The sequence below is a fragment of the Burkholderia sp. SIMBA_051 genome (assembly GCF_046534915.1).
Classification (GTDB): domain Bacteria; phylum Pseudomonadota; class Gammaproteobacteria; order Burkholderiales; family Burkholderiaceae; genus Burkholderia; species Burkholderia ambifaria.
This window is the reverse complement of the sequence record NZ_JAWRXS010000002.1, coordinates 210,992-232,724: the sequence shown is the minus strand read 5'-3', so window position 1 is coordinate 232,724 and position 21,733 is coordinate 210,992. Positions and strand designations below refer to the sequence as shown.

The 21,733-nt window shown below is 68.4% G+C and carries 16 protein-coding genes; 7 read left to right on the top strand and 9 right to left on the bottom strand.

Annotated elements, in window-relative coordinates:
* Positions 1-8 precede the first annotated feature (8 nt).
* Entirely contained in the window at positions 9-2,171 is a 2,163-nt protein-coding gene (gene metG / locus SB771_RS05020) for a methionine--tRNA ligase (RefSeq protein WP_175660257.1), read from the bottom strand.
* A gap of 376 nt (positions 2,172-2,547) precedes the next feature.
* Entirely contained in the window at positions 2,548-3,195 is a 648-nt protein-coding gene (locus tag SB771_RS05015) for an OmpA family protein (RefSeq protein WP_012364456.1), read from the bottom strand.
* A 355-nt stretch (positions 3,196-3,550) separates the two neighbouring features.
* On the opposite strand from SB771_RS05015, the gene apbC reads away from it, so the two are divergent.
* The 5 genes from apbC (at position 3,551) to SB771_RS04990 (ending at position 9,267) form a co-directional block, all read left to right on the top strand.
* Complete coding sequence (gene apbC, locus SB771_RS05010) at positions 3,551-4,642, top strand: iron-sulfur cluster carrier protein ApbC (RefSeq protein ID WP_175660256.1); 1,092 nt, start codon at positions 3,551-3,553, stop codon at positions 4,640-4,642.
* 132 nt (positions 4,643-4,774) lie between these two features.
* Positions 4,775-5,311, top strand: coding sequence for a superoxide dismutase [Cu-Zn] (sodC, locus tag SB771_RS05005; RefSeq protein ID WP_011657651.1), 537 nt, complete (start codon positions 4,775-4,777; stop codon positions 5,309-5,311).
* Between the two features lie 195 nt (positions 5,312-5,506).
* Entirely contained in the window at positions 5,507-6,076 is a 570-nt protein-coding gene (gene dcd, locus SB771_RS05000; RefSeq protein ID WP_006398615.1) for a dCTP deaminase, read from the top strand.
* An 81-nt stretch (positions 6,077-6,157) separates the two neighbouring features.
* Complete coding sequence (locus tag SB771_RS04995) at positions 6,158-8,437, top strand: arginine/lysine/ornithine decarboxylase (protein WP_011657650.1); 2,280 nt, start codon at positions 6,158-6,160, stop codon at positions 8,435-8,437.
* On the top strand, positions 8,437-9,267 hold the full coding sequence (locus tag SB771_RS04990) for a lysozyme inhibitor LprI family protein (protein ID WP_175660255.1): 831 nt from the start codon (positions 8,437-8,439) through the stop codon (positions 9,265-9,267). Before SB771_RS04995 ends, SB771_RS04990 begins: the two co-directional genes overlap by 1 nt.
* Positions 9,268-9,354: 87 nt before the next feature.
* On the opposite strand, the gene SB771_RS04985 is transcribed toward SB771_RS04990, so the two are convergent.
* The 5 genes from SB771_RS04985 to SB771_RS04965 form a co-directional block, all read right to left on the bottom strand.
* Complete coding sequence (locus SB771_RS04985) at positions 9,355-10,038, bottom strand: HAD family hydrolase (protein ID WP_175656452.1); 684 nt, start codon at positions 10,036-10,038, stop codon at positions 9,355-9,357.
* Positions 10,039-10,134: 96 nt separating this feature from the next.
* Positions 10,135-11,544: an argininosuccinate lyase gene (gene argH, locus SB771_RS04980; protein WP_175660254.1), complete on the bottom strand. Its 1,410-nt coding sequence runs from the start codon at positions 11,542-11,544 to the stop codon at positions 10,135-10,137.
* A 99-nt stretch (positions 11,545-11,643) separates the two neighbouring features.
* Positions 11,644-14,097, bottom strand: a complete 2,454-nt coding sequence (locus SB771_RS04975) for a fimbria/pilus outer membrane usher protein (RefSeq protein ID WP_410721208.1) — start codon at positions 14,095-14,097, stop codon at positions 11,644-11,646.
* Positions 14,098-14,143: 46 nt separating this feature from the next.
* On the bottom strand, positions 14,144-14,857 hold the full coding sequence (locus SB771_RS04970) for a molecular chaperone (RefSeq protein ID WP_175660252.1): 714 nt from the start codon (positions 14,855-14,857) through the stop codon (positions 14,144-14,146).
* 6 nt (positions 14,858-14,863) lie between these two features.
* Positions 14,864-15,400: a spore coat U domain-containing protein gene (locus SB771_RS04965; protein ID WP_165751856.1), complete on the bottom strand. Its 537-nt coding sequence runs from the start codon at positions 15,398-15,400 to the stop codon at positions 14,864-14,866.
* A gap of 298 nt (positions 15,401-15,698) precedes the next feature.
* On the opposite strand from SB771_RS04965, the gene SB771_RS04960 reads away from it, so the two are divergent.
* The gene (locus tag SB771_RS04960) at positions 15,699-16,694 is read left to right on the top strand and encodes a spore coat protein U domain-containing protein (RefSeq protein ID WP_175660251.1); all 996 of its coding nucleotides are present in this window, start codon (positions 15,699-15,701) and stop codon (positions 16,692-16,694) included.
* Between the two features lie 6 nt (positions 16,695-16,700).
* Here the strand turns inward: SB771_RS04960 and SB771_RS04955 are convergent, their stop codons facing one another.
* Positions 16,701-17,510, bottom strand: a complete 810-nt coding sequence (locus SB771_RS04955; protein WP_011657642.1) for a helix-turn-helix transcriptional regulator — start codon at positions 17,508-17,510, stop codon at positions 16,701-16,703.
* A 181-nt stretch (positions 17,511-17,691) separates the two neighbouring features.
* Between SB771_RS04955 and SB771_RS04950 the strand changes: the two genes are divergently transcribed.
* Positions 17,692-18,444, top strand: coding sequence for a class I SAM-dependent methyltransferase (locus tag SB771_RS04950; protein WP_165751854.1), 753 nt, complete (start codon positions 17,692-17,694; stop codon positions 18,442-18,444).
* Between the two features lie 159 nt (positions 18,445-18,603).
* Here the strand turns inward: SB771_RS04950 and ppc are convergent, their stop codons facing one another.
* The gene (ppc, locus tag SB771_RS04945; protein ID WP_175660250.1) at positions 18,604-21,600 is read right to left on the bottom strand and encodes a phosphoenolpyruvate carboxylase; all 2,997 of its coding nucleotides are present in this window, start codon (positions 21,598-21,600) and stop codon (positions 18,604-18,606) included.
* Positions 21,601-21,733: the final 133 nt, after the last annotated feature.

Here is a 21,733-nt window from a genome sequence, read left to right as displayed (position 1 = left end):
TGTGCTGCTTACTTCACGCGCATGCCGGGCTTCGCGCCGCTGTGCGGTTCGAGGATGTAGAGGCCCGGTTCGGCCTTCTCGTCGGCTGCCGACGCGGCGAGCACCATCCCTTCGGACAGCCCGAACTTCATCTTGCGCGGCGCGAGGTTCGCGACCATCACCGTCAGCTTGCCGACGAGCTGCTCGGGCTGGTAGGCCGACTTGATGCCCGAGAACACGTTGCGGGTCTTTTCCTCGCCGATGTCGAGCGTGAGCTGCAGCAGCTTGTCCGAGCCTTCGACGGCCTGACACGCGACGATCTTCGCGATGCGCAGGTCGACCTTCGCGAAATCGTCGATCGAGATCGGAGCGTCGTCGGCACCGTTCGCGGCAACCGCCTTCGCGTTCGCCTTGGCGTTCTTCGCGTCCTTCGCGGCATTGGCGGCGGTCGCACCCGCGGCAGCGGCGCCCGCCGCGTCGGCCTGCAGCGAATCGCGGTTCGCGGCGAGCAGCGCGTCGATCTGCTTCGGGTCGACACGCGTCATCAGGTGCTGGTACGCCTTGATCGGCTGCGCCGACGACAGCGGCGTCGCGGCGTCGGCCCACGCGAGCGGCGCGACGCCGAAGAAGGTCTCGACGGCTTCGGCCACGCGCGGCATCACCGGCTTCAGCGCGAGCGACAGCAGGCGGAACGCCTCGAGGCTCACGCTGCAGGTTTCGTGCAGCGCGACCGCGTTGGCCGGATCCTTCGCGAGTTCCCACGGCTTCGCACCGTCGACGTACGCGTTCACTTCGTCCGCGAGTTCCATCGTGTGGCGCAGCGCGCGGCTGTATTCGCGTCCTTCGTAGTGTGCGGCGATCGACGCAATCGCATCGCGCAGCTTCGCGACGAGCGGATGGTTCATCGCGCTGTCCTGCACGCGGCCGTCGAAACGCTTGATCAGGAAGCCGGCCGCGCGGCTCGCGATGTTCACGTACTTGCCGACGAGGTCACTGTTCACGCGCGCCTGGAAGTCGTCGAGGTTCAGGTCGATGTCTTCCATCGTCGCGTTCAGCTTCGCGGCGAAGTAGTAGCGCAGCCATTCGGGGTTCAGGCCGGTGTCGATGTAGCTCTGCGCGGTGATGAACGTGCCGCGCGACTTCGACATCTTCGCGCCGTCGACCGTCAGGAAGCCGTGCGCGAACACGTTGGTCGGCGTGCGATGGCCCGAGAACTCGAGCATGGCCGGCCAGAACAGCGTGTGGAAATACAGGATGTCCTTGCCGATGAAGTGGTACTGCTCGGCGGTCGAACCCGCGCGGATCCACGCGTCGAAGTCGATGCCCTCGCGGTCGCACAGGTTCTTGAAGCTCGCGTAGTAGCCGACCGGCGCGTCGAGCCACACGTAGAAGTACTTGCCGGGCGCGCCCGGGATCTCGAAGCCGAAGTACGGCGCGTCGCGCGAGATGTCCCAGTCGGCGAGCTTGGCTTCACCGGCGTCGCCGAGCCATTCGCGCATCTTGTTGGTGGCTTCGGGCTGCGCGAGGCCGCTGACCCATTCGCGCAGGAACGACTCGCAGCGCGGGTCGGACAGGCGGAAGAAGTAGTGCGTCGACGTCTTGCGCACCGGCGTCGCACCCGACACCACCGAGTACGGATTCAGCAGTTCGGTCGGCAGGTAGGTCGAGCCGCACACTTCGCAGTTGTCGCCGTACTGGTCCTTCGCGTGGCACTTCGGGCACTCGCCCTTGATGAAGCGGTCCGGCAGGAACATTTCCTTGACCGGGTCGTACGCCTGCTCGATCGCGCGCTCGGCGATCAGGCCGTTTTCCTTCAGCGCGAGATAGATGCTCTCGCTCAGAACGCGGTTCTCGTCCGAGTCGGTCGAGTAGAAGTTGTCGAACGACACGCCGAAGCTGTCGAAGTCGCGCTTGTGCTCGGTCCACACGCGGTCGATCAGCTGCTTCGGCGTGAGGCCTTCCTTCTCGGCGCGCAGCATGACCGGCGTGCCGTGCGTGTCGTCGGCGCCGATGTAGTAGACCTCGTGGCCGTGCATTCGCAGCGTCCGCACCCAGATGTCGGTCTGGATGTACTCGACCAGGTGGCCGATGTGGATCTGGCCGTTGGCATAGGGCAGTGCGGACGTAACGAGGATCTGGCGGCGGCCTTGCGGCGCCGTAGCCTGCACGGAAGTCAGGTCGGATGCGGACATAGGGTCTGTAGAAGAACGGCGAAAACGACGGAAACTGCGATTCTAGCAGGGGCGCGCGCCGGTCAGCCGGGGCGGGTGTTCGACAGGGGGTGCCGCGACGGGCGAGCGGGCGGGGGACGCGTGCCCGGCAGTGAAATGCTGCGGTGCAGCACACGATTTTCGGGCAAAAAAAACCGGGGCGGATACGGCCCCGGAGCAACAACGACAAGAGGAGAATGGTGACGGGCCGGCAGCGCCAGCCGCGTACCGTAAAGACAGACCGCAGGCCGCGACGGAAGTTCGAAATTTTTTTCGATTTGTTACGGATCCTGCTGGAAGCCTTGTGCGGCGGGGCTGTGCGCGTGGCGCACGGCCCCGTTCCCTCTCGTGGCGATGCTTACTGATGCTGCTGCGGCGCGCGCAGGTAGATCTCGACGCGGCGGTTTTGCGCACGGCCGGCTTCGGTCGCGTTGTCCGCGATCGGGTTCGACGGGCCCATGCCCTGTGCCGACAGACGGCCGCCCGCGACGCCGCGCTGCGCCAGCGCGTTCACGACGCTTTGCGCACGGTTCTGCGACAGCGTCTGGTTCAGCTGTGCCGAACCCGTGCTGTCCGTGTAGCCGATGACCGATCCCGTCAGTTGCGGGTTCTGGTTCAGCGTCGTCGCCAGGTCGTTCAGCAGCGGCGTGAAGGCCGGCGTGATCGCGTACTGGTTCGTCGCGAAGGTCACCGAGCTCGGCACGTTCAGCTTCAGCGAGCCGTCCGGCTGCTCGGTCACTTGCGTGCCGGTCTGTGCTGCCGACGGTGCGAGCTTGTTCTTGATCGCCTGCCAGTTGTAGCCGGTCACGCCGCCGACCAGTGCGCCGACGCCTGCGCCGATCGCCGCGCCCTTGCCGCCACCGGCCAGCGCGCCGATGCCCGCGCCCAGCGCCGCACCGGTGCCGGTGCCGACGGCCGCGTTGTTGCCTTGCTGCGTGGCGCAGCCTGCCAGCAATGCGCCGGCCAATGCGAAGACGGACAAGCGGGTCGCGATTTTCATGTTCATCTTGGATTCCTCTCTTTCTTGGTTGAACGAGTCGACAACGACGACAAACAACAGTGACGGCTCCCACCACGGGCGCCCGACAAAGGCGGGCGGGCCCGGGCTCGCGGCAGCCGCCGAGGCGGCTGCATGCCCTGTTCGCCAGCGTGGCTGTTCCGGACAGGTGATGCGTCAGCCTCTACAATATAGGCGGTTGGCGGCCGATTTGGCCCCATAGCATGCCGCACGCGAAGATTGCGCCGCCGCGCGCGTTCGCGCAATGGCGTGCAACAGATTCTTTCACTTTTCCCGATTTTCGCAGCGTAATTTGATATTTTTTGACGTTTGCGCGGGAGAAAAACGTTTTCACGGAGTTTCGATGAGCATTGACCGGGCACAAGTCGACGCCGCGCTGGCGGCGGTCGTCGACCCCAATACCGACCGCCCGTACGCGGCACACAAGGGCGTGCGCAACGTCGCGATCGACGGCGACGCCGTGGCGGTCGACGTGGTGCTCGGCTATCCCGCGCGCAGCCAGCACGATGACGTGCGCGCGCGCATCGCCGCTGCGCTGAAGGCCGTGCCGGGCGTGCGCGACGCACGCGTCGCCGTGTCGCAGGAGATCGTCGCGCACACGGTGCAGCGCGGCGTGAAGCTGCTGCCGAACGTGAAGAACATCGTCGCGGTCGCGTCGGGCAAGGGCGGCGTCGGCAAGAGCACGACGGCCGTCAACCTCGCGCTCGCGCTCGCCGCGGAAGGCGCATCGGTCGGCATCCTCGACGCCGACATCTACGGCCCTTCGCTGCCGACGATGCTCGGCATTCACGGCCAGCGCCCCGAGTCGCCCGACAACCAGTCGATGAACCCGCTCATCGGCCACGGGCTGCAGGCGAACTCGATCGGCTTCCTGATCGAGGAAGACAATCCGATGGTGTGGCGCGGCCCGATGGCGACGTCGGCGCTCGAGCAACTGCTGCGCCAGACCAACTGGCGCGAGCTCGACTACCTGATCGTCGACATGCCGCCGGGCACGGGCGACATCCAGCTCACGCTCGCGCAGCGCGTGCCGGTGACGGGCGCCGTGATCGTGACGACGCCGCAGGACATCGCGCTGCTCGACGCGAAGAAGGGCCTCAAGATGTTCGAGAAGGTCGGCATTCCGATCCTCGGCATCGTCGAGAACATGAGCATCCACATCTGCTCGAACTGCGGCCACGAGGAGCACATCTTCGGCGCGGGCGGCGCCGAGCGGATGGCGCAGGACTACGGCGTGAACGTGCTCGGCAGCCTGCCGCTCGACATCGCGATCCGCGAGCGCGCCGACAGCGGCACGCCGACGGTCGCGGCCGAGCCGGACAGCGCGCTGGCGCGGCGCTACCGCGATATCGCGCGCGGCGTCGCGCTGGCGATCGCCGAGCGCGCGCGCGACATGACGTCGAAGTTCCCGTCGATCGTTGTTCAAAATACGTAAAACCCTTGCGGGGCGGGGGCTCACGCTGTTTACGGCGCCGCGAGGCGCGGTATCATGGCGACTTTTCCCGGGTCCCTTTACCCACCCGGCACGGCGGCCGCATCAACAGCCGCCAGCCGGCATGAGGATCGAATGAACCAACGACATCACGGCGTGCGCGCCGGCCGCGCGCGGCGCGCGCTGCTGGCCGCCGCCGCGCTGGGCCTGCTGGCCGGCTGTACCTCCTTTTCCTCGTCGCACGAAAAACGCGCCGACGCGCAGTTGCAGCCGACGGTCGGCTCGCAGGCGCGCGGCGCGGTGACGTTCGTCGAACGCCCGGACGGCGTCCAGGTCACGTACAACCTGGTCGGCCTGCCGCCGAACAGCGATCACGCGCTGCAGGTGCACGAGCGCGGCGACTGCAACGCGGGCGACGGCTCGAGCGCCGGCCCGGTGTTCGCGCCGGCCGCCGAGCGGCTGCGCGCGGGCGCGCGGGTCGCCGGCGATCTCGGCAATATCCATGCGGACGCGAACGGCGTCGCGGCCGGTTTCATCGTCGCGCCCGATCTGGCCCTCGATGGCGTGCGCTCCGCGATGAACCGCGCGGCGCTGGTGCACCGCGACCCGAGCGATCCGATCTTTTCGCAGCATGGCGCGGGCGCCGCGCTCGCGTGCGGCGTGATCCGTTGACGGCCGCCGCGTGCGCGAGCCGATGATCGCGTAAAATGTGCGCCTTTCCCGGCCGCCGCCTCGCGGGTACGGCCGTCACCGACTGTCACGCAGCGTTTCCAGGCGCCCCGATATGAAACGACCCCAACGCTCACTTTGTTCGCTGCCCTCCGACGGGGCGGTCAGCCTCTTTGGGACAGCCCGGCGGAGGCTCGCATGAGCATCAAGTCCGACAAGTGGATTCGGCGCATGGCCGAAGAACACAAGATGATCGAGCCGTTCGTGCCCGATCAGGTTCGCGCGTCCGAGGATGGCCGCCGGATCGTCAGCTACGGCACGTCGAGCTACGGCTACGACATCCGCTGCGCGGACGAATTCAAGATCTTCACCAACATCAATTCGACGATCGTCGATCCGAAGAACTTCGACGAGGGCTCGTTTGTCGATTTCAAGGGCGACGTGTGCATCATCCCGCCGAACTCGTTCGCGCTGGCCCGCACCGTCGAATATTTCCGCATCCCGCGCACCGTGCTGACGGTCTGCCTCGGCAAGTCGACGTACGCGCGCTGCGGGATCATCGTCAACGTGACGCCGTTCGAACCCGAGTGGGAAGGCTACGTCACGCTGGAATTCTCGAATACCACGCCGCTGCCCGCGAAGATCTACGCGAACGAAGGCGTCGCGCAGGTGCTGTTCTTCGAAAGCGACGAGGTGTGCGACGTGTCGTACGCCGATCGCGGCGGCAAGTATCAGGGTCAGCGTGGTGTCACGCTGCCGAAAACCTGATCTGGTTGCATATCGTCTCACCGGTTTCCGGGTGACCGCTGCGCGTGACGCGCCGCGGTCGTTCTTTTTGGAGAATCGCCCATGAAGTTTCGTTTTCCCGTCGTCATCATCGACGAAGATTTCCGCTCCGAGAACATCTCGGGCTCCGGCATCCGGGCGTTGGCCGAAGCGATCGAGAAGGAGGGCGTCGAAGTCCTCGGCCTCACGAGCTACGGCGATCTGACGTCGTTCGCGCAGCAGTCGAGCCGCGCGTCGTGCTTCATCCTGTCGATCGACGACGACGAACTCATGCTCGGCGAAACGGGCGCGGACGGCGAGCTGCCCGAGCTGGCGACCGCGATCATCGAGCTGCGCGCGTTCGTCACCGAAGTGCGCCGCCGCAACGCGGACATCCCGATCTTCCTGTACGGCGAGACGCGCACGTCGCGACATCTGCCGAACGACATCCTGCGCGAGCTGCACGGCTTCATCCACATGTTCGAGGACACGCCGGAGTTCGTCGCGCGCCACATCATCCGCGAGGCGAAGGTCTATCTCGACTCGCTCGCGCCGCCGTTCTTCAAGGAGCTGGTCAAGTACGCGGACGAAGGCTCGTACTCGTGGCACTGCCCGGGCCACTCGGGCGGCGTCGCGTTCCTGAAGAACCCGCTCGGCCAGATGTTCCACCAGTTCTTCGGCGAGAACATGCTGCGCGCGGACGTCTGCAACGCGGTGGACGAACTCGGCCAGTTGCTCGATCACACGGGCCCGGTCGCGGCGTCCGAGCGCAACGCGGCGCGCATCTTCAGCGCGGATCACCTGTTCTTCGTGACCAACGGCACGTCGACGTCGAACAAGATCGTCTGGCACGCGACGGTCGCCCCCGGCGACATCGTGCTGGTCGACCGTAACTGCCACAAGTCGATCCTGCACGCGATCACGATGACGGGTGCGATTCCGGTGTTCCTCACGCCGACGCGCAACCACTTCGGCATCATCGGGCCGATCCCGCGCGACGAATTCAAGCCGGAGAACATCCGCAAGAAGATCGAGGCGAACCCGTTCGCACGCGAAGCGCTGCGCGAGAATCCCGACCTGAAGCCGCGCATCCTGACGATCACGCAGAGCACGTACGACGGCGTCGTCTACAACGTCGAGATGATCAAGGACCTGCTCGGCGACCTGCTCGACACGCTGCACTTCGACGAAGCGTGGCTGCCGCATGCGACGTTCCACGACTTCTACCGCGACATGCACGCGATCGGCGACGGCCGTCCGCGCACGGGCGCGCTCGTGTTCGCGACGCACTCGACGCACAAGCTGCTCGCGGGCATCTCGCAGGCGTCGCAGATCGTCGTGCAGGATTCCGAGAACCGCACGTTCGACAAGCACCGCTTCAACGAGGCGTACCTGATGCACACGTCGACGAGCCCGCAGTACGCGATCATCGCGTCGTGCGACGTCGCGGCCGCGATGATGGAGCCGCCGGGCGGCACCGCGCTCGTCGAGGAATCGATCGCCGAGGCGATCGACTTCCGCCGCGCGATGCGCAAGGTCGATGCCGAATACGGCGACGACTGGTTCTTCAGCGTGTGGGGTCCGGACGACCTGTCGGAAGAAGGCATCGGTTCGCGCGAGGACTGGATGCTGAAGCCGAATGACCACTGGCACGGCTTCGGTCCGCTGGCCGAAGGCTTCAACATGCTCGACCCGATCAAGGCGACGATCATCACGCCGGGGCTCGACGTCGACGGCGAGTTCGGCGAGACGGGCATTCCGGCCGCGATCGTCACGAAGTACCTGGCCGAGCACGGGATCATCGTCGAGAAGACTGGCCTGTACTCGTTCTTCATCATGTTCACGATCGGCATCACGAAGGGCCGCTGGAACTCGATGGTGACCGAGCTGCAGCAGTTCAAGGACGACTACGACAACAACCAGCCGCTGTGGCGCGTGCTGCCGGAATTCGTCGCGCAGCATCCGCGCTACGAGCGTGTCGGCCTGCGTGACCTGTGCACGCAGATCCACGACGTGTACCGTGCGAACGACATCGCGCGCCTGACGACGGAGATGTACCTGTCGGACATGGAGCCGGCGCTGAAGCCGTCGGACGCGTTCGCGAAGCTCGCGCACCGCAAGATCGACCGCGTGCCGCTGGACGAGCTCGAAGGCCGCGTGACGAGCATCCTGCTGACGCCGTACCCGCCGGGCATTCCGCTGCTGATTCCGGGCGAGCGCTTCAACAAGACGATCGTGAACTACCTGCGGTTCGCGCGCGACTTCAACGAACGCTTCCCGGGCTTCCATACCGACATCCACGGCCTCGTCGCGGAAGAAATGAACGGTCGCGTCGAGTACTTCGTCGACTGCGTGCGCGACTGATGGCGGCGCAGGGACGAATCCGGACGATGCGCGCGGCGCTGGCCGCGCTCGTCGTCTGGGCCGCGTGGTCGGCAGGGCCGGCGGGATTGAATGTCGCGCAGGCGGAAGTGGCGGCGGCCGACCCGATCGACGTCGCGATGCGGCAGTGTCTCGCGCGGCGCGACCGGTCGTCGACGGCCGGCCAGATCCAGTGCATGGGCGAGGCGCAGCAGCAGTGGCAGACGGTGATGGACCGCGCGTACCAGCGCCTGTCGGACGATGCGCCGGCCGACGTGAAGCGCGGCTGGCAGGACAGCCAGCGCCACTGGGTCACGTGGCGCAAGGATGAAATCCAGTTGCTGAAGGCTGTGTACGACACGACGCGCGGCACCGCATACGCGATGTCGAGCGCCGACATGCAGTTGCAGCCGGTGCGCGATCGCGCACTCGCGCTGCGCGCGGCGGCCGACCGCTATGCGCCGCCGCCCGCCGCCGTGCCGGTGGCCGCGACGAGCGGTGTGCAGGGTGGCGTGAGCGCGGCGCCGGGCGCCGCCGCGGCGGCCGGCGCGAAGCCTGTGAACGTGCCGCGCGATCCGGCGATCGGCCGCGTGCGGCCGTGCGTGCAGGATGCCGCGTGCGAGCATGCGCTGTTCGATCTGAACCGCTATTACCAGAAGCTGCGTCGCAAGATGCCCGCGCATTCGGCCGCGACGCTCGTGCGCGCGCAACGCGCATGGGTCACGTTCCGCGATGCGACGGCGCCGCTCGTCGGCGAGGACGGGCGCGTCGACCTGATCGGCGCGCGCATCGCGACGATGAAGCGGCTGTCGGAGACGGCCGGCAACAAGTAGCGGCGCCGCGACGCCGGCATCCGGCGCGGCAACGCAAAACGGGCACCCGAGGGTGCCCGTTTGCATGTGGCGTGCCGCGTGCGGCGCTTACGCGGATTGCTGCGTGTCGAGGCCGCCGAACCACGACGGCACGAGCGCGAGCGCATCGTCGAGCGACGTGAGCACGTGCAGGCTCAGCGCGACGATCTCGGGTGTGGGCGCCTTCAGATCGGGCACGGTGACGACCGATGCGCCGGCGCCGGCGGCCGACAGCGCGCCGAAGTCGCTGTCCTCGAACGCGACGCACGCGTGCGCCGGCACGCCGAGGCGCTCGGCCGCGAGCCGGTATACGGCCGGATCGGGCTTGCCGCGCGCGACTTCGTCGCCGCCCGCGATCGCGTGGAAGAACGGCAGCACGCCGACCGCGTCCAGCCGTGCTCGGATCACGTCGCGCGCGGACGATGACGCGACCGCGCACGGAATGCCGGCCTGCGCGAGCGCCTCGAGCAGCGCGAGCGCGCCCGCTTTCAGCGGAAACTTCGGATGGGGTTCGGGTGCGGCGAGCTGTTCGCGCACGAGCAGGCGCACGGCGTCGAACGTATCGGTGTCGCCGATCAGCCGCGCGAGAATCACCTGGCCTTCGGCGAACGAGCGCCCGACGATCTGCAGGTAGTCGATCTCGGTCAACGTGACGCCGTGTGCGGTCGACACGTCGATCCACGTGTTCATGATGGTCCGCTCGGAATCGACGAGCAGGCCGTCCATGTCGAAGAGCGCGGCGGAGAAGGTCATCGGCGGTATCCGGGAAGCGGGGCAGGCAATGGGCGGCGCGGCGGCCGCCCGAATGAAAGACGGACGCCGGGGAGGCGTCCGCCCGGGACAACGGGCTTACGTGCCGAGCGCGGCGCGGGCAGCCTTGACCGCCGCACGCACCTGGTCGGGCGCGGTGCCGCCCGCGTGGTTGCGGCTTGCGACCGAACCTTCGAGCGTGAGGTAGCCGAACACGTCGTCGCCGATCAGGTGCGCGACGTTCGGCAGTTCCTGCTTCATTTCGTCGAGCGTCAGGTCGGCGAGGTCGATCCCGCGGTCGTCGCAGATCCGCACCGCGTGCGCGACGGCTTCGTGCGCGTCGCGGAACGGCAGCCCGCGCTTCACGAGGTAGTCGGCGAGGTCGGTGGCGGTCGAGAAGCCCTGCAGCGCGGCCGCGCGCATCGCGTCCGGCTTCACGGTGATGCCCGCGACCATCTCGGCGAAGATCCGCAGCGTGTCGGCGACGGTGTCGACCGTGTCGAACAGCGGTTCCTTGTCTTCCTGGTTGTCCTTGTTGTACGCGAGCGGCTGGCCCTTCATCAGCGTGAGGAGCGCCATCAGGTGGCCGTTCACGCGGCCCGTCTTGCCGCGCGCGAGCTCGGGCACGTCCGGGTTCTTCTTCTGCGGCATGATCGAGCTGCCGGTGCAGAAGCGATCGGCGATGTCGATGAAGCCCACACGCGGGCTCATCCACAGCACGAGTTCCTCGGAGAAGCGCGACACGTGCGTCATCACGAGCGCGGATGCCGCCGTGAATTCGATCGCGAAGTCGCGATCCGACACCGCGTCGAGCGAGTTCGCGCAGATGCCGTCGAAGCCGAGCGTCTTCGCGACGGCGTGACGGTCGATCGGGTAGCTGGTGCCCGCGAGCGCGGCCGCGCCGAGCGGCAGGCGGTTCACGCGGGTGCGGCAGTCGCGCATGCGTTCCGCGTCGCGCGTGAACATCTCGACGTATGCGAGCAGGTGATGGCCGAACGTGACCGGCTGCGCGACCTGCAGGTGCGTGAAGCCCGGCATGATCGTGTCGGCGTTCTTTTCCGCGAGGTCGATCAGCGCGCCGCGCAGGTCGTTCAGCAGGCCGCCGATGCGGTCGATCTCGCCGCGCAGCCACAGACGGATGTCGGTCGCGACCTGGTCGTTGCGCGAGCGGCCCGTGTGCAGGCGCTTGCCCGCATCGCCGATCAGCGCGGTCAGGCGCGCCTCGATGTTCAGGTGGACGTCCTCGAGATCCAGCTGCCATTCGAATTCGCCGCGCTCGATCTCGCCCTTGATCTGCGCCATCCCGCGTTCGATCGCGGCGAGGTCGTCGGCGCTGATGATCTTCTGCGCCGCGAGCATGCTCGCGTGCGCGAGCGAGCCGGCGATGTCGACGAGCGCGAGGCGCTTGTCGAAAAACACCGACGACGTGTAGCGCTTGACCAGCTCCGACATCGGTTCCGAGAAGCGGGCCGACCAGGCCTCGCCCTTTTTGTGCAGTTGGGACGTCATGGCGATTCTTCGAAGGGGAGTTGGGCGGCGTGCGCCGCCGAGGGAATCCCGCAATTCTAACATTCGCGGGGCTGACGGCCGGCGCGCGCCGGCCGCGGATCACCGCGGGCCGCAGGTCAGCGGGCCGATCCGCGGCAGCGTGCCGTCGTCCGGGCGCCGGTACGCGAACGCGACGGCGCAATCGCGGCCGCCGCCGGTGATTTCCAGATGGTTGTTCGCGACGAGGCCGTCGACGAAGGTCAGGCCGTCGTAGCCGACGATCGTGCGCTGACCGCTTTCGACGTGGCGCACCTCGAGCCCGGGCGGCAGCGGGGTGCCGTCCGGCGCGCGCAGCGCGATCGACGCGGCGCTGTAGCGCGTCACGGCGAAGTGCGCGAGCACGCCGGAGCGCGCCTGCGGCACGACGTCGAGCGTCGTGTCGGCGATCCGGGCGTCGGCGGGCAGCGCGGTGCCGTCGATCGCGACGCGATTGCTCTGGTACGCATTCAGGTCGGGCACGAGCAGGTACCCGGCCCGGTCTGTCTCGCCGATCATCCGGTTCTGGTGCAGCACGGGCACGCGCCCGGTGTCGGTCGAGACGAGCGCGAAGCCGTCGTCGACGCGGCGTGCCGTCATCAGCTGGCCGTTCATCAGCACGATCGCGCCCGTGACGTCGACCGACGCGTTGCGGTGCCCGTCGAACGACTGCGTGAGCAACGTGACCTCGCCCGCACGGCCGAGATACTGCAGCTGCCCCTGCGCGTAGCGCATGCCTGCGTTGGCGCCCGCCTGCACGTTCCAGCCGAAGCCGCCGCCATAGTCGGGCGGCCGTGTCGCGCTCAGCGTGTAGGTCGAGTCACCGTTCTGCCGCCCGGCGTTCAACGACACGGACGTGTTGCCGCCGAGGCCGATGCTCAGGCTCACGAAGAAGCCGCGCGTGTCGCGCTGCCGGAAGTCCTGGAAGCCGCTGAACGTGATCGAGGTCAGCCCGCCGAGATTGACCAGGTAGGCGACCGAGCCGATGCGCGACGCGGCGACGCCCGGATACTTGAGGCCGAGATAGCTGAATGACAGCGTCTGCCTGCGCAGGAACGGGAATGACACTGTGACGCGATCGGTCGCGCGCGACACCGGCACGCCTTCGCGGCTGCCGAGGTCGCTGTAGTCGCCGAAGGCGCGCAACGTCTGCGCGTCGATGGAGAAGCGCGGCGTCACGTACTGGTAGCCGATGCCGGCCTGCACGCCCGTGCGGCCCGGCGCGCTGAGCGCCAGCGACGCGTTCGCCACGCCGCGTTCGCCCAGACGTGCAAGCGCGCCGGCGCCTGCATTGTAGACGCCGGCCGTCGCTTCCGCGTGCGCCTCGACGGTCAGCCGCTCGCTGATGCCGTAGCGCAGCGAGCCGCTCGCGGCCGGCGTGCGCGCATAGTCGAACGAGTCGATGCCATAGGCGCGGCGCAGGAACCCGGCTTCCGCCGAATAGCTGGCGAGGCCGGGGGCGAGCAGGCGCGTGTCGACGTACAGCGGAATGGACGTCGCGATCGAGCGGCCGAGCGCGTCGCGCGTGATGACGGTTGCGTTGCCTGCGCCGGTGATGCCGGGCACGCTGTTGATCACGAACGGCCCGCTTGCCACGTTGCCGCTGAACTGGCGCACGTTGTTCACGTACAGGTCGACGGAGGTCGGCACGACCGCGCTGCCGGACAGCGCGGGCACCGGAAACGTGACCAGATCGGGACGCAGGCCGAAATTGCTGCGCCACTGCACGCCGCCGATGCGCAGCGAGCGGGTCCACGACAACGACGACGAAATCGTGTCGCCGATCTGGGTCGTCGTGAGCGTGCCGGGGTTCGAATGACTCCACGACGTGTCGTAGCGCACGTAGCGCCGGCGGTCGTCGTACAGATACGCGACGCCGGTGCTGCTGAATACGCCGTACGGGTCGAAATAGCGCGCCTCGCTCCAGACCGCGAGCGGCGCATGGGCGATGGTCTGCGCGTAGGCGTCGTAGTTCAGCACGAAGCCGCGGCCGGACGTGGCGGGCGGCGCGGCCGCGAGTGCGCGCGTATCGAACGTGTGCGGGATGCGCAGCGCGTCGGGCACGCGCAGGTCGAGCGTCTGCCGGCCCGCGTCGTAGTCGTAGCGCAGCCCGGCGAGCGTGTCGAGCGCGACGAGCGCGTTCGACGGCTCCGGCGTGCGGTCGCTCGTCCGGTCGTTCGTCGCGATACCCAGGTCGTTCAGGTCGGCGGAGGCCGCGTAGAGTCGTCCGCCGATTTGCTGGAAGCGTGCGATCCGGTGCGTCGGTTCGCCATTGACCGATACGTCGAGAAACAGTGCGTCGGATGCGGGCGCGGGCGCGGGCGTGGGCATGGGCGCAGGCACCGGCGCAGGCACCGGCGTGCGCACCGGCCCCGGCACGGTCGCAGGCACGGGCACGGGCACCAGCACCGGCACGGCTGCCACCTGCACCGGCGCCGTTTGCGCGCAGCCGGTGCCTGCATGCAGCGCCAGCGCCAGTGCAAGCACCGCTGCGGCGGGCCGCGCGTATCGTGCGGGGCCGGCAGCGGGGAGGGCCATGCGCGTCGTCGGAACGGGCAACGTCGTGCGATCCTGCCGAGCCGGATCAGGGCGGTGTCAGCCGCGCTTCGACCGGCTGCGCGTTGACGGTCGCCTGGATCCTGACGAATGTCGCCGGGCCCGCATCCAGCTTGAGCGGCCAGCGCCGCGTGCTGCCCGCGAGTGCATAGCCGAGCAGGCCGCGCGTGACGTCGTGCACGGTGCCGCGCGCGTCGATGAGCCGAACCGCGGAAATCTGCGCGCGCCGTCCACCGCGGTTGTCGACCGCAAGCCGTGTGCCCGCGCCGTCACGCTCGACGCGCCAGTCAAGTTTTGGCGACGCCGGTGCGCCATCGGGCTCGACGAATACGGGCACGGAGTAGCGCAGCCGGATCGTGACGCCGTTCGCGATTGGCGTGCCGGGCGCGGGCAGTTCATCGATCAGCACGCGATAGCTTTCCTCGGCGGGCGGCGCGCCGCGGCCCGTGCGCACGAGCCGGATCAGCTGCTCGGCGTTCGCGCCGATCTGCAGCAGCGGCGGCGACGCGGCGAGCATGTCGGTCGGCATCATCACGTCGTCGCCGTTTTGCTGCGTCCAGCGATAGGTGCGGACCTGGCCGTAGATCGGCTGTCCGCCGGGATTGCTGAGCGTCATGCTCGCGGCGGCCGCCGACGGCGCCAGCTCGATCGTCACGGGCGTGATCTGCAGCGTGGCGGCGGATGCGGCCGCGCACGCGGACGCGACGCACAGCGCGGCCAATGCGCGCGGGAACCCTGCCATGGCGCGTCAGAAGTACACGGTGGCGGTGACGGAGGCCTGGTAGGTGTCGGGCTTCGGCGTCGCTTGCGCGGGCACCTGGCCGTACACGTTCAGCACTTGTGCGGAACCGGTGCCGGTGCCGCCGACCGTGTCGGTGCCCTGCGTGTTGCCCCAGATCGTCGTGTGGCCCGAGTCCTGGTAGAGCTGATAGCCGACCGTCGTGCTGGTATTGCCGGTCGTCGTGCCGCCCATCAGCCGGCTGGCGACCGTCGAGCCGCTTACCGTGCCGCCGTCGAGTCCGACGTTGTACGGCGTCGAGTTCGTGCAGGTGACGGAGACCGTGGTCTGCTGGTTGACTGCCGACGCGAGCACGCCGGCCGTGCCGAACGCGAGCGGGTTCGCGGCGATCGTGCAGTTGGCCTGGATCGTGAGGGTGACGGTGAATTGGGCGGTAGCGGTGCCGTTCGAATAGACTGCCGCAATGGCGACGGGCTGCAGCGCGGGCGCGAATGCGACGCTGGCCGCGAGCATGGCCGAAAGAACACGACGTCGGGAATCGTTCATTATGATTGTCTCCTGCCGTTCAAGGGGTCGCCCGGACGCGGAGTGCCTGCCGCGTGGTCTGTTGCCGGTCGCCGTAACCGCTCTGTCGTTGTTGGAAGACTACTCCACGGATTCAGGCGCGCGCAATCGAGAAAACGCCGACCCGGAACGCATTGTTTGGGGTTGCGAACCGATTGGCGGCGGCCGATTTGACATGGATCAAGTAACAGTGCGAACGATTGATGCGCAGCCGGATACGATGGGGCGCCGAACGGGCCGCAAGCCCGGTCGAGCGGACGAGCATGTTCGGGGGGAACGCATGGCGGATGACGAATTCGACACGACGCGCCGCTGGATGCGCGCGCTAGCGTGCGTGCTGCTGGCCGCGCTGCTCGGCATGCCGTGGATGCCGGCCCGGGCCGACACGTGTTCGGTGACGCCGCCGGCGCCGAGCTTCGGCTCCGTCAGTCCGATCACGTTGCAGGCTTATACGACGAACAGCACGATGACGGTCAGTTGCACGTGGGACGCACTGAGCGTGAACACCGGCGTGCTCGTTTGCGTGAACCTCGGCGGCACGAGCCCGCGCTACCTGACCAACGGGACGAACCAGATGCAGTACGACCTGTATCAGGACGCCGGCTATTCGCAACCGTGGGGCGCCGTCAGTGCCGGCACGACGCCGATCTCCGTGTCGTTGACGAAACCTGTGCTCGGCACGACCGCGAGTACCAACGTGACCATCTATGGCCGCATCGCGTCGAACCAGCCGACCGTGCCGACCGTGAACAATGCCAGCACCGTCTATACGCAAAGTTTCGCCGGCAACCAGGCCGCCTACAGCTTCAGTTTTTCGCTGCTCGGCGTGCTGCCGACGCCGTGCGCGTCGCAGTCGACGGCCGGCACGATGAGCTTTGCCGCTACCGCCACCGTCATCAACAACTGCATCATCAGCGCGACCGGCGTGGCGTTTCCGCCCGCGGGCGTGCTGACGTCGGCGCTGAGCGCGAGCGGCTCCATCAGTGCGCGCTGCACGAACGGCGATGCATTCCAGATTGCGTTGAACGGCGGGGTCAGCGGCAGTGTCGTCGCACGCACGATGCAGCGCACGGGCGGCGGCTCGGTCAGCTATCAGCTCTATCAGGACAGCGGCCACACGCAGCCGTGGGGCGATGGCACCGGCGGCACGTCGATGGCGACCGGCACCGGCAGCGGGTTCGCGCAGGCGATCACCGTGTACGGCCGCGTCCCCGCGCAGGCGACGCCGGCGCCCGGCAACTACAGCGACACCATTACCGCGACGATCAGCTTCTGAGTCGCGTCAATCGCGCACCAGCACGACGAGCTTCAGGTCCTCGCGGTGCGCGGGCTTCAGCGTGATCTGCTGGTACACGAGCCGGCCGTCGGCCGGATGGTCGAACTCGCGCAGGCCGCCTTCGCGCTCGAACACGTCCTGCGATGCCCAGTACTGCGCGAACGCGTCGCTGCCGGCCATCAGCGCGTCGATCAGCGCGCGGGTCGGTGCGTCGGCGAGGTGGCGGATCGAGTCGGCGCGGAATTCGGCCGCGAGCCGGCGCGCACGGGTTTCCCAGTCGACGATCAGCGTGCGCGCGGCCGGCGCCATGAACGTGAAACGCAGCAGGTTGCGGTCGTGCTCGCCGTCGAGCCAGCCGGTGAACAGCGCGGCGGCCGGCGCGTTCCATGCGAGGGCGTTCCATTGCCGGTCGAGCACGTAGGCAGGCGTGGCGATCGCGGCGACGGTGGCCGCGAGCGTCGGCGGCAGGTCGCCGGCCGCGACGTCGGGCTCGGCCGGATCGCGCTGCGCGGCCAGCTCGAACAGGTACGCGCGTTCGGCCTTCGACAACTGCAGCGCGACGGCGATCCGCGCGAGCGCGTCGGCCGACGCCGACACCGGGCGGCCCTGCTCGATCCACGTGTACCAGGTCGGGCTGACGCCGCACAGCTGCGCGACTTCCTCGCGCCGCAGCCCCGGCGTGCGGCGGCGCGGGCCGGGCGGCAGGCCGACGGCCTGCGGCGACAGCCGTTCGCGGTGCGCGCGGATGAATTCGCCGAGCGCGCGGGCGGGCGTCGCGTCGAGCGGCGGGGTGGGGGCGGAGGACGGCTGGTTCATGCGGAAACGACTGAAACGACAAAAAGGGCGCGGGATGCGCGGCGAAGATCGGGCCGGAAATCAGGCAGGTGTAACAAATACCAGAATAACCGCTTAACTTGTACTGGTACAAGCGCGGCCCTATTGTAGCGATTCGCGCGCTGACAGGCAGCGGGCGCCCCACCCAACGAAGGAGCGAACGATGAAACACCACGACCAGGTCGCCGACGCATTCGGCACGACGGCCGCCGCCTACCTGACGAGCACGGTCCACGCGACGGGCGCCGATCTGCAGGCGCTGGCGGACGCCGTGCGCGCGACGCCCGACGGCGCGGTGCTCGATCTCGGCTGCGGCGCGGGCCATGCGAGCTTCGCGGTCGCGCCGCACGTGCGCGACGTGGTCGCCTACGATCTCGCCGCGCCGATGCTCGCGACGGTCGACGCCGCCGCGCGCGAGCGCGGGCTCGCGAACATCCGCACGCAGCAGGGGCCGGCCGAGCGGCTGCCGTTCGACGCGGGCACCTTCGACTGGGTGGTCAGCCGGATGAGTGCGCATCACTGGCACGACGTGCGCGCAGCGCTCGCCGAGGTGCGTCGTGTGCTCAAGCCGGGCGGCCGCGTGCTGATGATCGACATCGCGGGCAACGACCATCCGCTGCTCGACACGTATCTGCAGGCCGCGGAAGTGCTGCGCGACGCGTCGCACGTGCGCGACTACCGTGCCGACGAATGGCTCGCGATGTTCCGCGGCGCCGGTTTCGATGCACAGGTGCAGAGCCGCTGGCGCCTGCCGATCGATTTCGAGACGTGGGTCGAGCGGATCCGCACGCCGGCCGACAGTGTCGCGGGCATCCGCGCGCTGTGGGCGCATGCGCCCGACGAGGTGCGCGGCTACTACGCGGTGCAGCCGGACGGATCGTTCGAGCACGACGCGTTGCTGATCGACGCGCGATGAATCGGCGGCACGGCGGCGCGTCGTCGTACGGTCGTGCCGTCGTACCGCCGCGCCGCCGCGCCGTCCGATGAAAAAAGCCGCGATACGCATGACGCGCGTATCGCGGCTTTCGTATCGCGATGCCGGCGCGGCGCGGGACGGACCCGCGCCGCGCGCGGATCAGCCCGTGTTGCGCAGGCCGGCCGCGATCCCGTTGATGGTCAGGTGAATCCCGCGGCGCAGCCGCGCGTTCGTGTCGCCCGCGCGGTGACGCTTGATCAGCTCGACCTGCAGGTGGTTCAGCGGATCGAGATACGGGAAGCGGTTCTTGATCGAGCGCGCGAGCAGCGGATTGGTCGCGAGGCGGCCTTCGTGCCCGGTGATCTCCGCGAGCGCCTGCGACGTGCGCTCCCATTCCGCGACGATCCGCTCGAACACGTGCTTGCGCAGCTTGCGGTCGGCGACCAGCTGCGCATAGCGCGACGCGACCGCGAGATCGGTCTTCGCGAGCACCATGTCCATGTTCGACAGCAGGTTCGCGAAGAACGGCCAGGTCTTGTTCATCTTCTTGAGCAGCGTCAGGCGCTTCGTGCGTTCGGCCGCGTCCGGTGCGCCGTCGAGATACGCGCTCACCGCGCTGCCGAAGCCGTACCAGCCCGTCAGCAGCAGCCGGCACTGACCCCACGAGAAGCCCCACGGAATCGCGCGGAGATCCTCGATCTTGCGGTTCTTCGGATCCTGCAGCTTGCGCGAGGCCGGGCGGCTGCCGATGTTCAGCTCCGCGATCTCGGTGATCGGCGTCGACGAGAAGAAGTAGTCGGTGAAGCCGGGCGTTTCATAGACGAGCGCGCGATACGACGCCATCGCGGCGTCCGACAGCGTCTGCATCGCGGCTTCGAACGCGGGCAGTTGCGCGGGCGCGTTCGACTGCGGCAGCAGCGACGCCTCGAGCGTCGCGGCGACCACCGTTTCGAGGTTGCGCCGGCCGATTTCGGGGTTCGCGAACTTGCTCGCGATCACCTCGCCCTGTTCGGTCAGGCGGATCTGGCCGTTCACGGTACCCGGCGGCTGCGACAGGATCGCCTGGTAGGTCGGGCCGCCCCCGCGGCCGACCGTACCGCCGCGGCCGTGGAACAGCCGCAGCGTGATCTTGCGTTCGCGGAACACGTCGACGAGCGCGAGTTCGGCGCGATACAGCTCCCAGTTCGACGTCAGGAAGCCGCCGTCCTTGTTGCTGTCCGAGTAGCCGAGCATCACCTCCTGCTCGGCGCCCTGGTGCGCGATCAGCGCGTCGATGCCCGGCAGCGCGAAGTATTCGCGCATGATCCGCGCGGCGTCGCGCAGGTCGGGGATCGTCTCGAACAGCGGGATCACCATCAGGCCGTTCTTCGCATGGCTGCCGAGCGGGCCTTCGAGCAGCCCCGTTTCCTTCTGCAGCAGCAGCACCTCGACGAGGTCGCTGACGGTTTCGGTATGCGAGATGATGTAGTTGCGCACCGCGCGCGCGCCGAACTGCGCGCGCACCTCGCGGGCCTTCTCGAACACGCCGAGCTCGCTCTGCGCGAGCGCCGAGTATTCGAGGTACGGCGAGCGCAGCGGGCGCGGATCGGCGAGCGCGGCCAGCAGCACGCGCAGCTTGTCTTCCTCGGCGAGCGCCGCGTAGTCGGCTTCGACGCCGGCACGCGCGAACAGCTCGGCGACCACGGCTTCGTGGATGTCGGAGCTCTGGCGCAGGTCGATGCTCGCGAGATGGAAGCCGAACACTTCGGCCGCGCGCACCAGCGGCGTCAGGCGCGGCGCGGCGAGCGACGCGCCGTGGTGTTCTTCGAGCGACGCGGTCAGCACCTTCAGGTCGGCGACGAACGCTTCGGAATCCGCATACGGAATCGCGCGCACCGGCGGCGCGCCGCGGCCCGCGCTGCGCACCGGCACCGTGCCTTCGCCAAGGCGCACGCGCGCGCTGGCGGCGAGCCGCGTGTAGATGCCGATCAGCGCACGGCGATACGGTTCGTCGACGCGGTGCGGCGACTGGTCGGGGGAGGCGGCCGCGAGCGCCTTCACCGCGTCGTTCGCGCCGACCAGCAGATTGGACACCGACAGCTCGGCGCCGAGCTTGTGCACCTGCTCCAGATAATGTTCGAGGATCACCGCGGCCTGGCGGTTGATCGCTTCGTCGAGCGTCGGCCCGGTGACGTTCGGGTTGCCGTCGCGATCGCCGCCGATCCAGCTGCCCATCTGGAAGAACGCGGGCACGCGCGCCGGTAGGCCGTGCTCGGCGAGCGCGGCCTCGATGTCGCCGTACAGCGCGGGCAGCTCGTCGAGGAACGTCGCGCGGTAGTACGACAGCGCGTTCTCGATCTCGTCGCCGACCGTCAGGCGCGAGTCGCGCAGCATGCGGGTCTGCCACAGCGCGGTCACGCGCGCGCGCAGCATCGATTCGTTGTACGAGCGTTCGCGCGCGGTGAGCGGCTGGTCGCGCTCGGCGAGGAGCCGCGCGATGTCGTGCTGCGCGTCGAGGATGCTCTTGCGCTGCACTTCGGTCGGGTGCGCGGTCAGCACCGGCACGATCAGCGCATCGTCGAAGAAGCGCTGCAGCAGGCGCTTCGACGCGTTGCCGGTCGTCTTTAGCTGTTCGAGCGCGTACGCGACGGTGCCGGGCTGCGGCGCGGAGCCGGCCAGCGCGTGGATGCGGCGGCGGCGGTTGTGGTGGCGGTCTTCCGCGATGTTCGCGAGGTGCGAGAAATAGCTGAACGCGCGCACGACGCTCACCGTCTGCTCCGGCGTCAGCTTGCGCAGCTTCTTTTCCAGGGTTTGCGCGGCTTCGCTGTCGTCTTCGCGACGGAACTTCACCGCGGTCTGGCGGATCGTTTCGACGACGTCGAACACGGTGTCGCCTTCCTGTTCGCGCACCACGTCGCCGAGCAGGCGGCCGAGGAAGCGGATGTCCTCGAACAGCGGGCCGTCCTTGTCCTCGCGCGTGCGCACGCCGGGCTTCGCGGTGCGGGCGGCCGGGCCGGAAGCCTTGATTGCGCGTTTTGTCCGAGGTATCGGGTCTTTCGGTTTCGTTGCCGTTTTCGCACGGCCGTTCGCGGCGGTGGCGATGGTACCCGTCTGGGCATCGGAGGAGGGCAGGGCAGCATTGCGGCGCGTCGTACGCGCCGATCCGGAAGACTTCACGATGGGTTTCCTTGGGAAAGCTCGAGTCAAAAGGGACTGCGGGGACTGCGGAAACTACGGGAACTGCGGTCAAGCAACCAGCTACGTGCGGCACATCCGCGCATCGGTGTCGCCGCCCGCGCCGAAGCGCGGC

Excerpts from the sequence above, each read along its gene's own strand:
- SB771_RS04970 (WP_175660252.1), bottom strand. The coding sequence starts at position 14,857 with ATGGCAGGGTTCCCGCGCGCATTGGCCGCGCTGTGCGTCGCGTCCGCG.
- SB771_RS04965 (WP_165751856.1), bottom strand. The coding sequence starts at position 15,400 with ATGAACGATTCCCGACGTCGTGTTCTTTCGGCCATGCTCGCGGCCAGC.
- dcd (WP_006398615.1), top strand. The coding sequence starts at position 5,507 with ATGAGCATCAAGTCCGACAAGTGGATTCGGCGCATGGCCGAAGAACAC.
- SB771_RS04955 (WP_011657642.1), bottom strand. The coding sequence starts at position 17,510 with ATGAACCAGCCGTCCTCCGCCCCCACCCCGCCGCTCGACGCGACGCCC.
- SB771_RS04975 (WP_410721208.1), bottom strand. The coding sequence starts at position 14,097 with ATGGCCCTCCCCGCTGCCGGCCCCGCACGATACGCGCGGCCCGCCGCA.
- argH (WP_175660254.1), bottom strand. The coding sequence starts at position 11,544 with ATGACGTCCCAACTGCACAAAAAGGGCGAGGCCTGGTCGGCCCGCTTC.
- apbC (WP_175660256.1), top strand. The coding sequence starts at position 3,551 with ATGAGCATTGACCGGGCACAAGTCGACGCCGCGCTGGCGGCGGTCGTC.
- SB771_RS04950 (WP_165751854.1), top strand. The coding sequence starts at position 17,692 with ATGAAACACCACGACCAGGTCGCCGACGCATTCGGCACGACGGCCGCC.
- metG (WP_175660257.1), bottom strand. The coding sequence starts at position 2,171 with ATGTCCGCATCCGACCTGACTTCCGTGCAGGCTACGGCGCCGCAAGGC.
- SB771_RS04985 (WP_175656452.1), bottom strand. The coding sequence starts at position 10,038 with ATGACCTTCTCCGCCGCGCTCTTCGACATGGACGGCCTGCTCGTCGAT.
- SB771_RS04990 (WP_175660255.1), top strand. The coding sequence starts at position 8,437 with ATGGCGGCGCAGGGACGAATCCGGACGATGCGCGCGGCGCTGGCCGCG.
- sodC (WP_011657651.1), top strand. The coding sequence starts at position 4,775 with ATGAACCAACGACATCACGGCGTGCGCGCCGGCCGCGCGCGGCGCGCG.
- SB771_RS04960 (WP_175660251.1), top strand. The coding sequence starts at position 15,699 with ATGGCGGATGACGAATTCGACACGACGCGCCGCTGGATGCGCGCGCTA.
- SB771_RS04995 (WP_011657650.1), top strand. The coding sequence starts at position 6,158 with ATGAAGTTTCGTTTTCCCGTCGTCATCATCGACGAAGATTTCCGCTCC.
- SB771_RS05015 (WP_012364456.1), bottom strand. The coding sequence starts at position 3,195 with ATGAACATGAAAATCGCGACCCGCTTGTCCGTCTTCGCATTGGCCGGC.